We start from the raw sequence: 14,229 nt of genomic DNA on the forward strand, positions 1-14,229 counted from the left end.
GTCTCCGGGCAGGATTGATCCCTCGGGAGACCATACGGCTAATGCCATCGCCGCGATAGCGGACAATGATACGGATTGGTCGCGTGTCCGTATCAGCCGGTGGTGCGTCCGTGTTCGGCGAGTCCGCCGAGCGCCTGCACCCAGCCCTCCACCAGCCGCTTGATCTGCTCCAGATCCAGTACCGCGCCCGCGAAGTCGAAGCGGGCGACCAGACCGTCCTGGGTGGTGTCCACGGTGACATCGAGGTACAGATCATCGGTGACGGGTTCGGGATACACCCGGGCGGGTCGCAGGTCCCGATAGCGGAATCCGATGCGGCCCACCGGGAGTCCGGCGATGGCGGCGGCGGTGTCCGGGTTCAGGTGTTGCAGCAGCCCGTAGCCGACGCCCCGGGCGGGCACCTCGCGGCAGCGGTCGCGGATCTGTTCCAGCACCGATCCGGCGGCCGCGCCGCCCTGGCGCACCTCGTCGAAGTCCACGCCCTCGAGGCGCAGCGGGAACGGGTACGGCGTGCTGAACGCGCCGACGGTGCGATGTCCGGCGGGATCACCGGGCACCCGCCCGTCTGCGACCAGCTGCACCACCGAACCCAGTGCGGCACTGATGTTTTCGGCGGTGTCACCGAGCAGGGTGACCGCGAGCGCGGCCAGCAGCACATCGTCGATGCTGGCGCGGTAGCGGCGGGCGACCGCGTCGACGGCGGCCGCGCCCTCACCGGTGATGGAGACCGACACGCGGCCGCGACCGGCGCTGTCCCGGCCGCCGCCGAACACCTCGGCCGGATCGCGACCGGCGGTGGCCGAGGCCAAAGCCGTACGCCACCACTCCAATTCGGTGACGGTGGCGGGCGCGGTGGCTCGCTCGGCGAGTTCCCGCGCGATGCCGACCGGATGCGCGTCCGCACTGGGCGGGGTGGCGTGACCACCGGACCAGGACGCGGTCAGATCCTCGATGATGGTGCGCCAGGAGGTGTCGTCCACCACCAGGCCGTTGGCGACCGCGACGAGCACCGCCGCGGGCTGATCGACCGGTTCCAGATTCGGGTCCGCGTCCGCGCCCGCCATCAGCACGAACCGAATATTGCGCCCCTTCTCCGGATCGAGTTCCGCCGCGGCGGCGTGGATTACGGCCTCGATGGGATCACCGACCGCCTCGACCGAGGGATCGATCTGCCACACCACGGCATCGCGGGAATTCGCCTGCACCGGAATGTCCATGACGGCCGTATCGCCGTCGCGCCGCAGTCGCGACCACAGCGCCGGATGCCGATCCAGCAGGCTCCGCACCGAGCGCCGCACCCGGCTCCCGGATACATCGGCCGCGATATCGAGCGTGATGGCCCGCACCCACAGCCCGGAGGGCTCCACCTCGAGCAGACTCACCGCGCCCGCGGGCAGCGGTGACACCTTGCCGACCGCGGTCAGCCGCGGTCCCATGACCGGTGACACGGCCGAATCAGCCGCGGCGGCACCGTCATCGGCGGCGGCACCCGCGGAGTTCCCGACCGCACCGGCTGTCGTCGCGACAGCGTCGTCCAGGTCATCGTCGACCGCGACCTCCTCGGTGGAGTCGTCCACGGGCGCGGTGCTATCGGAAACGGCGCTTTCGGTGGCAGTGTCCTCGGGCGCGGCGTCATCCACATCGGCGTCACCGGGTGCCGTCGCGAATTCTGCGTCGAATCCCGCGAAGGCCTTGTCCACGAATTCGACCGGATCGGCCAGCAGGCTGTCGTCCGGGTGACTGTGGTCCGAATCCTCTTGCCGCGCGAACAGTTTCATCCCGGCGGTGACGGGCGGTTCCGCGCCGACCACCGGCAGTACCGCCGTGATGGTCCAGTCGCCGTCGCTCTCGGGGAAGACCTCGGCGACCGCGCCGGTATCGGCCGGGGTGGCCGGTTCCGGTGTGCCCGAGCCGTTTCCGCCGTCGAGCAGGGCCGCCAACCGCGGTCCGATGACGGCGTAGGACTCGGCGGTGGTCATCAGCTGATGTTTGACCGGCACCACGTGTTCGGTGATCGGACCGGTGACGAAGGGCCGCCAGTCCGCCGCCGAATGCTGATGGTCGTCGCCGCGGCCGAGTTCGGCGGCGAACAATTCCATCCGGCCGTCGAATGCGGTGGGGCGGTACCGGGATCCGAGTTCGACGGTGCGCACCGCGCCGCGGTAGATGCGGCGCAGCCGGTCCACGGTCAGGACGGCCAGGTCCGCCGGGATGGCGGCGTGCAGTGCGGCCAGCGCCTCATCGCTGAGGTCGGTCATATCCCCGTCGGGGAAGGCTTCCTCCCCCACGCCGAGCGCCGCGAACTCGTCGCGGACGGCGGCGGTGAAGTCGGTGAACTCCGCGTCCGGGTAGGCGTCCAGGTTGGCGAGCAGCTCGACCTGTTCACCGGCGGTCTGGAGTTCGGTGGCGATGGCATGCGCCAGGATGCCGCCGAGCGAATAGCCCAGCACCCGGTACGGCCCGTGCGGTTGCACCTCGCGGATGGCGGTGACGTACCGCCGCGCGACCTCCTCGAGCGATTCGGGGGCGTAGTCGGTCTCGGTGAGCGCCGGGGATTGCAGCCCGTACAGCGGCTGGTCGGCGGGCAGGTGCCCGGCCAATCCGGCGTAGCACCAGGACATTCCGACCATGGGCGGCGCGCAGAACAGCGGGGTGCGGTCGCCGGTGGCCCGGATGGGCAGCACCACGGCCAGCGCCGCGTCGGCGGCCGAGTCGTAGTCGTGCCGGCTCTCCAGGTCCGCGCCGATGCGGGCGGCGAGCCCGGTGACGGTCGGATCGGTGAAGAACCAGGCGACCATCACCTTGGCTCCCGACAGCGTGCGCAGTTTGCTCACGATGCCGGTGGCCAGCAGCGAGTTTCCGCCGAGCGCGAAGAAGTCGTCGTCCACGCTGACCTGGTCGACGCCGAGCACCTCGGCGAAGGCGGCCGCGATGGTGTGCTCCAGCGGGGTGGACGGTGCGCGGTATTCGCGTTGCCGCAGTACGGGTTCCGGCAGCGCCTTGCGATCCAGTTTGCCGACCGGGGTCAGCGGGATCTCATCGAGCACCACGATCGCGGCGGGCACCATATGCGGCGGCAGGCTCTGCCCCGCGAAGTCGGTGAGCGCGTCCGGATCGAGGTCCTTCCCGAGCACGTACGACACCAGAACCGTTGTCCCGGTGTGGTTCTTGCGCCCGACGGTGAGGGCGAAGTCGACATCGGGATGTGCGCCGAGTACCGCGTCGATCTCACCGAGTTCGATGCGGAAGCCGCGAATCTTGACCTGGAAGTCCGAGCGCCCGACGTAGTCGAGTTCCCATGCGGTGTCGGGCAGTGCGGTATTGCCGCCGCGCTCATCGGGATCGGCGTACCAGCGCACCACGTCACCGGTGCGGTACATGCGCGATCCCGGTGCGCCCCAAGGGTTCGCGACGAAACGCTCGGAGGAGAGCCCGGCACGATTGCGGTAGCCGCGCGCCAGTGCGCCGCCGGCCAGGTACAGCTCGCCCGCGACGCCCGGCGGTACCGGATTCATTCGCGAGTCCAGCACCAGCGCCGACATGCCGTGCACCGGTTTGCCGATGGTGATGTGCCGTCCCGGCGTCAGCTGGGCGTAGGTGGAGATGATGGTGGTCTCGGTCGGCCCGTAGGCGTTGTGATACACCCGCCCGGCGGCCTTCCACCGGGTCACCAGTTCCGGCGGTGTCACATCGCCGCCGACCGAAAGCACCTCGAGCTGCGGCTGACTCGTCGCGTCGAGGGTGCCGAGCACGGCCGGGGTGATGAGCGCGTGCGAGACCCGTTCGGTGCGCATGAGCTCGTTGAGCTCGGCCCCGCCCAGGATCTCCGAGGGCACGATGACCAGCGTCGCGCCGGTGTAGAACGCGCAAATCCATTCCAGCACCGAGGGATCGAAGCTGGGTGAGCAGTTGTGCATGAGCCGGTGCTCGGGATCGAGGTCGTACAGCGCGATCGCGTAATCGGCGAGTCCGCCCAGACCGGCGTGGGTGACGTTGACGCCCTTGGGCATTCCGGTCGAGCCCGAGGTGTAGATGACGTACGCCGGATGCTGCATGCGCAGCGGTGCGAGTCGGTCCGCGTCGGTGATCGGCGCGGGCGACTGCGCCATGCAGGCCGCGTCGGTGGCGGCGTCGTCCAGGCACAGCCATTCGACCTCGCCGGGCAGTCCGGCCTGATGCGCGCGCCCGGTGATACCCAGTACCGCACCGGAATCGGTGACCATATGGCGCACCCGATCCGCCGGATAGGTCGGATCGACCGGTACGTGCGCACCGCCCGCCTTGGCGATGGCGAGCACGGCGGCGACCATCTCGAAGGAGCGCGGGAAGGCGACCGCGACCAGCTTTTCCGGCCCGACGCCGCGTTCGATGAGCACCCGCGCCAACTGCGAGGAGTAGTCGTCGAGTTCGCCGTAGGTGATGGAATGCCCGCGGTAGCGCACCGCGACCCGGTCGCGGCCCAGCGCCACGCCCCGGGTGAGCAGATCGGGCAGCAGCCCGGTGGCCATCACCTCATCGCCGTGCACGTGGGTGAGCAGTTCGTATTCGCTGTCGTCGAGCAGCGGCAGATCCCCGACGGGGGTGCCGGGCCGTTCCACGATGGCGGCCAGCAGTCGCTGGAATCGATCCGCGAAGACGCCGACGGTGGCGTAGTCGAACAGATCCTTGGCGAAGGTGAAAGCACCCTGCAATCGGTTGCCGCCGCCGTCGCTCATGGTCAGCGACAGGTCGAACTGTGAGGTCTCGACCTCGGATTCCAGTGCGGCGATCCGCAATTCGGGCAGTTCGGCATCGTTGTCCGGCAGGTTCTGGAAGGCCAGCATGACCTGGAACAGCGGATTGCGCGCGGTCGACCGCTCGGGATTGAGCAGATCCACCAGTCGTTCGAACGGCACCTCGGCATGGGCGAAGGCGCGCAGATCGGCGTCCTTGGTGTGGGCGAGCAGCTGATCGAAGCGCAGCTCCCCCGGCACCCGGGTACGCAGCACCAGCGTGTTCACGAACATGCCGATGACGTCGTCCAGCTCCGCCGCGCCGCGCCCGGCGACCGGTGTGCCGATGGCGATGTCATCGGTGCCGGACAGTCGGGCCAGGAACACCGCGAGCGCGGTGTGCACAACCATGAACAGCGTCGCGTGCTGTTCGCGCGCGATGCGCTGCAATCCGGCGTGGATCTCGTCGTCGACGCCGAATTGCACACTGCCGCCGCGGAAGGACTGCACCGGCGGGCGCGGACGATCGGCGGGCAGGTTCAATTCGTCGGGCAGTCCGGCGAGTTCGGTGCGCCAGTGCGCGGTCTGCCGGGCGATCAGGCTCTCGGGATCGTCCTCGGAACCGAGCACCTCGCGCTGCCACAGGCTGTAGTCGGCGTACTGCACGGGCAGCGGCGACCATTCGGGCGCGGTATCGGCCGAGCGCGCGATGTAGGCGAGCACCAGATCCCGCGACAGCGGCCCCATGGACCAGCCGTCGGAGCTGATGTGGTGGGTGACCAGCACCAGCACGTGTTCGATCGCGTCGGCCACGTCGAGCCGGAACAGCTTGACCCGCAAGGGAATCTCGGCGGTGACGTCGAACCCGGCGGTGAGCAGCGCCGTCACTCGTCCGGTGACCGCGTCCACCCCGATGCGCTCGGGCGTGAGCTCGGGCAGCACCTGCGCGGCGGGCAGCACCACCTGGTGCGCCCCGTTCGCGTCCTCCGGATAGATCGTCCGCAGCGTCTCGTGCCGTTCCAGCAGATCCGCGACCGCGAGTCGCAGCGCCTCGGTGTCGAGCGCGCCGGTGAGCCGCAGCGCGATCGGCAGGTTGTACGCCGAGGAGCTGGGATCGAACTGGTTCAGGAACCACATGCGCTGCTGTGCGAGCGAGAGCGGAATCCGCTCGGGTCGCACGCCAGCCACCAGGCGGGGCCGCGCCGCGACTGTTTCCGCGCCCGAAACCCGTTGTGCGAGAGCTTCGACCGTGGACACCTCGAACAGATCCCGGACCCCGAGATCGGTATCGAGCGCGGCGTTCACCCGGGCGATGACCCGGGTCGCGACCAGCGAATTGCCGCCGAGCGCGAAGAAATCGTCATCGAGCCCGACCTGTTCCAGGCCGAGCACATCGGCGAAGACCCGCGCCACTGCCTGTTCGATCTCGGATTCCGGAGCCCGGAATTCGTGTCCGGCCGCGAAATCCGGTGCGGGCAGCGCCCGCCGGTCCAGCTTGCCGGACGGATTGACCGGGAACTCCTCCAGCACCACGAAGGCGGCGGGCACCATGTACCCCGGAACCCGTTCGGCCACGGCCGCTTTCACGTCCGCGATATCGACGACACGGCCGGCGGCGGGCACCACGTATCCGACCAGCTGATCGCCCAGCCGCTCGTCGTGCCGCAGCACCACCACGGCGCGCGCGATGGATTCCTGTGCGGTGAGCGCGGATTCGATCTCGCCGAGTTCGATGCGCAGACCGCGCAGCTTGACCTGGAAATCGGTGCGGCCCAGGTACACCAGTTGACCGCGATCGGTCCAGCGCACCAGGTCACCGGTGCGGTACATGCGCGCCCCGGACGCACCGAACGGGTCGGCCACGAAGCGATCCGCCGTCAGATCGGCGCGCCCGTGGTACCCGCGCGCCAGCTGATCACCGGCCAGGTACAGCTCACCGGCCATACCGGGCGCGACCGGATGCAGCCGCGCGTCCAGCACATAGGTTTTCGCGTTCCAGACCGGCGCGCCGATCGGCACCGCGCCCGAAACCTCTTCCGGCACTGCCGCATACGTGGCGTGCACGGTGAATTCGGTGGGCCCGTACAGATTGTGCAGCTCCGCCGTGCCGATGCGCCGGAACGCCGCGACCGCGTCACCGGTGAACGCCTCGCCCGCGATGAGCAGGGTGCGCAGCGAGGTGAGCGCCGCCGGGGCCGCGCTGTCGGTGAACGCGCTCAGCATGGACGGCACGAACGAGGTCATGGTGATCTGTTCGGCGGCGATGACATCGGCCAGATACGCCGGATCGCGGTGTCCGTCCGCGCTCGCCACCACCAGGCGCGCGCCGACGGCGAGCGGCCCGAACAGTTCCCAGACCGAGACGTCGAAGGTGGCCGGTGTCTTGAGCAGCACCGAGTCATCGGCGGTGATGCCGTATTCGGTGGTGATCCAGCGGATCTGGTTGACGGCGGCGGCATGCGATACCGCGACGCCCTTGGGCCGTCCGGTGGATCCGGAGGTGAAGATGACGTACGCCGGATGCGCGCTGTACAGCGGTGCGCGCCGCTCGTCGTGCCGGATCGGCTCGTCCGAGTACCCGGACAGATCGAGTGCGTCGATGGTCAGCACCCGGTCACCGGACGCGAAACCGTCACGGCGCGTGGTGAGTACGCAGACCGGGCGGGCCGTCTCGAGTACATGGTCGATGCGATCGGCGGGCTGATCCAGGTCCAGCGGCACATAGCCGCCGCCCGCCTCGAGCACGGCGTAGATCGCCACCACGAGATCCACCGAGCGCCGAATGCCCAGCGCCACCAGCGTTTCCGGTCCCACACCGGCCGCGATGAGCAGCCGGGCCAGGCGGTGTACCCGCGTCGCCAGTTCGGCGTAGGTCAGTTCCGCGCCGTCCGCGCGCAGCGCGATGGCGTCCGGATTGCGTGCCGCCTGCGATTCGAACAGCGAGAACAGCTGTCCCGCAGGCAGATCGATGCCGGTCTCGTTCCATTCGGTGAGCACCCGGCGGCGCTCATCGAAGCCGAGCACGTCGATATCCCCGACCGCCCGCGCCGGATCGGCGGTGACCGCGACCAGAATGCGCCGGAACCGCTCCGCGAATCCCTGGACCGTGCCCGCGTCGAAAAGGTCGGTGGCATAGGTGAACAGCGCGGTCAGCCCCTGCGGCGAGTGCTCCGCGTCGGTGCGCTCGCTGACGGTGAGCTGGAGATCGAACTTGGCCAGCGGCACATCCAGTTCCACCGCCGATACCGAGACTCCCGGCAGCGACAGCGCGGACTCACCGACGTTCTGGAAGGTGAGCATGGTCTGGAACAGCGGATGCCGGGCCTGCGAACGCGCCGGATCGAGCACCTCGACCAGTCGCTCGAACGGCACATCGGCGTGCCCGAAGGCCGCGATATCGTGCGCGCGCACCGTGTTCAGCAGTTCACCGAACGACCGTGCCGGATCGACCTGCGCGCGCAGCACCAGGGTGTTCACGAACATGCCGATGAGATCGTCGAGTTCGGCCTCGCCGCGTCCGGCGACGGGTGCGCCGACCGCGATATCCCCGGTGCCGGACAGTCGCGCCAGCAGCGCCGCGAAGGCCGCGTGCACCGCCATGAACAGCGTGGCGTTGTGCTCGGACGCCACCCGCAGCAGCGCCGCGTGCACGATCGGATCGATCTCGAACGCGAGCGTGGCACCGCGACCCGAAGCCACCGCGGGCCGGGGGCGGTCACCGGGCAGCTCCAGCTGATCGGGCAGCCCCGCGAGGCTGTTCCGCCAGAACTCCAGCTGACGAGCCAGCAATGACCCGGAATCGGTTTCATCGCCCAGGATTTCACGCTGCCACAGCGCGTAGTCGGCGTACTGCACCGCGAGCGGGGTCCATTCGGGCTCGCGCCCGGCGATCCGGCTCAGGTAGGCGGTCATCAGATCGCGGGTCAGCGGTCCGGCCGAGAAACCGTCACCGGCGATGTGGTGCACCACGCACACCAGCACATGATCGTCGGCGGCCACGCGCAACAGTCGCACACGCAGCGGCGGGGCCGCGGTCACATCGAATCCGGCGATGGCGACCTCGGCCACCGCGGCGACAATGCCGTCCTCGCGCACATCCACCATCGGCATGGACGGCATGGCGTCGGGATCGTCGGCGGCCAGCACCAATTGCTGTCCGACGCCGTCGTTTTCGGGGTAGATGGTGCGCAGCACTTCGTGCCGCTCCACCAGATCCCGCACCGCCGCACGCAATGCGGGCACGTCCAGGGGCCCGGTGATGCGCAGCGCGGTGGGCAGGTTGTAGGTGGCCGAATCGGTGTCGAACCGGTTCAGGAACCACATGCGCTGCTGGGCGTAGGACAGCGGAATCCGTTCGGGCCGTTCCATCACCCGCAGCGGCGTGCTGAACGAATCGGCTTGCTCACCGAGGCTTGCCGCGAGTTCGGCGACGGTGGGCGCTTCGAAGATCGCGCGCACCGGCACCCGTGCGCCGACGGCCGCGCCGAGTCGCGCCACCACCTGGGTGGCATTGAGCGAATTGCCGCCCAGTTCGAAGAAATCGTCATCCGCGCCGACGGTCTCGACGCCGAGGACGGCCGCGAAGACCTCGGCGACCATGCGCTCGCCCGGCGTGGACGGCGCGCGGTAGGCCCGGGCCTGGAATTCCGGCTCCGGCAGCGCCTTTCGATCCAGCTTGCCACTGGCATTGAGCGGCATGGCCGCCAACCGCACCACGGCCGCGGGCACCATGTACGACGGCAGCGCCGCCCGCGCATGCGCCAGCAGCACCGAATCATTCAGCCCCGCATCGGCTTCCGGCACCACATAGGCCACCAGCCGGTCACCGGTCGCCGCGCGCACCAGCGTCACCGCGGCGCGATGCACGGCCGGATGGCTCAGCAGCACCGTCTCGATCTCACCGAGTTCGATGCGCTGTCCGCGCAGCTTCACCTGGAAGTCGCTGCGCCCCAGGTATTCCAGCGCGTACCCGTTCCCGCCCAGTTCCGCGATCCAGCGCACCACATCGCCGGTGCGGTACAGCCGCGCCCCGCCGGCGTGTGCGACGAAGCGTTCGGCGGTCAGCGCGGGCGCGCCCAGGTAGCCGCGCGCCAGCTGCACTCCGGCCACGTAGAGCTCACCGGCGGCACCGAACGGCACCGCCTGCAACTGCCGATCCAGCACGTGCGCCTTGGTATTGGCCACCGGGCTGCCGATCGGCACCGCGTTGCCGACGGACTGCTCCGCCGGTTGCGCGGTGACCACGGTCGCCTCGGCCGGGCCGTACCAGTTCACCAGCGCCGTATCCGGCAGTGCGGCGGCGAATTTCACGGCGGTCTCGGCGGACAGCGCCTCACCGGCGGCGAAGACCCAGCGCAGCTGCCCCGAGGGCGCGGCGGCCGACTGCGCCAGCCCGTCGAGGTACGCCTCGAGCATGGACGGCACGAAATGCACCGAGGTGACGCCGTATTCGCCGATCATCCGGGCGATGTAGGCGGGATCGCGATGCCCGTCCGGCTCGGCGATGACCACCGCCGCGCCGGTCTGCAACGGCCAGAACAACTCCCACGTGGAGATGTCGAAGGTGATGGGCGTCTTGTGCAGCACCACGTCCCCGGCACCGTGCGGGTAGGTCCGCTGCGCCCAGCGGAACTGATTCGCCATCTGCCGGTGGGTGATGGCAACGCCCTTGGGGCGACCGGTCGAGCCCGAGGTGTAGATGACGTACGCGGCATTGTCCGGCCGCACCGCAGCGGCCCCGACGAATTCGATCTCGCCCGCGCCCGCGAGTGCGTCGACCAGGAAAAGCGGTACGCCGGAAGCGGTATCGAACCCGTCCTCGGTCCGCGTCAGCACACATACCGGTGCGGCACTGCCCAGCACGTATTCATTGCGCTCAGCCGGATGATCCGGATCCACGGGCACATACGCACCACCCGCACGCAACACCGCGTAGATACCCACGACCAGATCGATACCCCGCCGCATGGCTACCGCCACCCGCGATTCCGGCCCCACTCCGCGCAGCGTGAGCTCCGCCGCGAGCCGCCGCGAGCGCGCGTCCAGCTCGGCGTAGGTCAGCGTGACATCACCGAAGATGACCGCGAGCGCCTCGGGCGTACGCGCGGCCTGCGCGTCGAACAGCGTCAGCAGCGTCGAATCATCGAGCAGCTCGGCCACTTCGGTGGCATTGACCGCGTCGAGCGCGGTCCGCTCGCTGTCGATGAGCGCGTCCACATCCGCGATGCGCGCCTGCGGGTTGCTGCCGAATCGCCCGAGCAGCAACGCGAGTCGCCGCGACAGCGCCTCGGCGGCGTCCTCGTCGAACAGATCGCGCAGGTATTTCAGGTTCACCCGCAGCTGTTTGCCCGGGGTGACCATGACCGTGATCGGGTAGTGCGTGCCGTTCGCGGCGGAGGTGCCGAGCAGTCCGACGCCACCGATGGGCGCGGCGGCCTCATCGAGCGCCGCATCGTCCACGGGGAAGGACGCGAACACCACGAGCGAATCGAAAATCCCGTCGACACCGGTGATTTCCTGAATCTCGCCGAGCCCGAGGTAGTGGTGATCCAGCAGCGCGGCCTGTTCATCCTGCAATTGCCGCAGCAGTCCGGCGAGGGTGCCGTTCGCATCCAGCCGCACCCGGACCGGAATCGCGTTGAGGAACAACCCGACCATGGTTTCGATGCCGGTCAACTGCGGCGGACGACCCGAGACGGTCGCGCCGAACACCACATCGTCGCGATCGGTGGTGCGCCCGATGAGCAGACCCCAGGCGGCCTGCACGATCGTATTGACGGTGATGCCCGCGTCGGCGGCGACGCGGCCCAGCGCGGCGGTCTCCTCGGCGGACAGTTGGAAGCCCAATTCGCCGATACCGGCGGAGATTTCGCGCGATCGGTCGACCGGAGCGAGCGGCGAGGGTTCGGTGAATCCGGCCAGTGCCTCCCGCCATGCCTCGCGGGCCGTCGCGCGGTCCTGCGCGGCCAGCCAGGCCAGATAATCCCGGTACGAGCGCACCGGCGGCAACAGCGCCGGATCGCCGCCGAGCGCGTAGAACGCCAGCATGTCCTGCATCAGCAGCGGCAGCGACCAGCCGTCGAGCAGAATGTGGTGGCTGGTCACGAAGAGCTGGAAACGTTCGGGCGCGGTGCGCACCAGCGTGAAACGCAGCAGCGGCGCGGACCGCATATCGAAGTGCCCGCTCATTTCCGCGGCCATCAGCCAGTCGGTGCGCGCGGGGGCCTCATCGGCTTCGCGATCACCCAGATCCAGGTAGCGCCAGGGCACTTCGAGGTCGTCGAGCACGATCTGCAGCGGGTTGCCGTTCGAATCCTCGACGAACGCGGCGCGCAGGTTCACATGCCGGTCCAGCATGGCCTGTGCGGCGGCGCGCAGTCGCGCAATGTCCAGCGCACCGGAGAGTTCCACGGTGAACTGGGTCATGTACGCGTCGACGGAATCCTCCGCCAGCAGCGCGTGGAAGAGCATGCCCGACTGCAATGGCGTGAGCGGCCAGATATCGGACATGGTCGGGTAGAGCTCGTGCAGCCGTGCGCGATCGGCGTCGCTGACCTCGACCAGCGGGCCGGTGGCCAGCTCGACTTCGGCCTCGCCGGGCGTCACCGTTTCGGCGAGCGCGGCGAGTCCTGCGACGGTGCGCGCGGCGAATACGTCCTTGGCCTTGAACGCCAAACCCCGTGCGCGCGCTCGCGACACGATCTGAATGGAGGTGATGCTGTCCACGCCGAGGGAGAAGAAATCGTCGTCCAGCCCGACCCGCTCGACCTTGAGCACCTCGGCGATGACCTCGGAAACCGTTTGCTGCGCAGGTGTTTCCGGTGCGCGGTACTCCCGCGCCTTGATGATCGGCGCGGGCAGCGCGGCCCGGTCCAGTTTGCCGACGGGCGTCAGCGGGATCTCGTCCAGCACCATGATCGCGCCCGGCACCATATGCGGCGGCAGCGCGCGCTCGGCCAGCGCGGACAGCTCGGTGGTATCGACCGTCGCTCCCGGAGCGGGGTGCACATAGGACACCAGAACCGTTGCGCGGCCCTGTACCTGATGTCCGACGGTCACCGCGAAATCGACGCTCTCGTGCCCGGCGAGCACGGCGTCGATCTCCTCCAGCTCGATCCGCAGACCGCGGATCTTCACCTGGAAGTCATTGCGCCCCAGGTACTCCAGCTCCCCGCCGGAGGTCCAGCGCACCAGGTCGCCGGTGCGGTACAGCCGGGAACCGTTGTCCTCGAACGGATTCGCCACGAATCGCGCGGCCGTCAGCTCGGCTCGCCCGTGATAGCCGCGCGCCAGCAACGCCCCGGCGATGTACAGCTCACCGGGCACGCCGGGCGCGACCGGACGCAGGCTCTCATCGAGCACATGCGCGACCGCGCCGCGAATGGCGGCGCCGATGGTCACCGGCCGATCCGGCAGCAGCTCAGCGCAATTGGTCCAAATGGTGGTCTCGGTGGGCCCGTACCCATTGAGCAGCCGCCGCTCGCCCTCCGCGATCGGAGCCACCCAGCGCCGCACCAGTTCCGGCGGGCACGCCTCGCCCGCGGCGAGCACCACCCGCAATTGATCGAGCCCGCTCGGATCGATGGAGGCCAGCACCGACGGCGTGATCACCGCGTGGCTCACCGCTTCTCGGGCCAGCAGCGCACCCAGATCCTCGCCGCCGTAGACCTCCGGCGCGGCGACGACGAGCGCCGCACCGGAGCCGATGGCCATCAGCAGTTCGAACACCGAGGCGTCGAACGACGGCGAAGCCACATGCAGCACGCGGGATTCCGGGGTGATCCGGAATCGCTCGCGCTGTTCCTCGCTCAGCCCGGCGAGCCCGGCGTGCGTGACCACGACGCCCTTGGGCAACCCGGTCGAACCGGAGGTGTAGATGGTGTAGGCCGGATGCTCCGCGCGCAGCGGCCGCACCCGGTCCGAATTGGTGACCGGTTCCACCGGATAACCCTGGGCAACCTCGGCGAACTCGGAGTCGTCGAGCTCGAGCCAGGTCACCGTATCGGGCAGCGCGGCCCGCTTGGCGGCGACGGTCAAGCCGAGCACGGCCCGGGAATCCGACACCATGTGCAGGACGCGGTCGGCCGGATAGTTCGGGTCCACCGGCACGAATCCGGCCCCGGCCTTGGCGACCGCCCACACCGCGACCACGGACTCCACCGAACGCGGGATGGCGACGGCGACCAGATCCTCCGGACCGATGCCGCGCTCGATCAGCAGATGCGCCAGCCGGGTCGATCGCTCATCCAGCTCGGCATAGCTGAGCTGCGCCAAGGTCTGCGCGGCGTCGGCGAACACCAGCGCGATCCCCGCCGGATTGGCCTCGACGGCGGTGGACATCAACTGCGGCAGCGTGGGGACGCGGGGCCGCCGGGTACGGGTGGGCCGGACGCGCGCTGTGCGGGTCATTTGATTACCGCCCGACGCTCGATACACCGGTGCCCGACCACCCGAATCATGAAGATGTCCCTCATCCTGTCCGTCGTTGCTCCAACCCCCCGCGCATCCCGAGGGAAAT

Annotated in this window: 1 pseudogene; it reads right to left on the minus strand. The window is 69.3% G+C overall.

Features of this window, described 5'->3' with window-relative positions:
• Positions 1–92: 92 nt before the first annotated feature.
• Positions 93–14,120, minus strand: a pseudogene (locus ACFVUS_RS17340) (amino acid adenylation domain-containing protein); the annotation flags it as partial.
• Between the last annotated feature and the right edge of the window lie 109 nt (positions 14,121–14,229).

Source organism: Nocardia sp. NPDC058058, assembly GCF_042885355.1.
In the GTDB taxonomy this organism is placed as follows: Bacteria; Actinomycetota; Actinomycetes; order Mycobacteriales; family Mycobacteriaceae; genus Nocardia.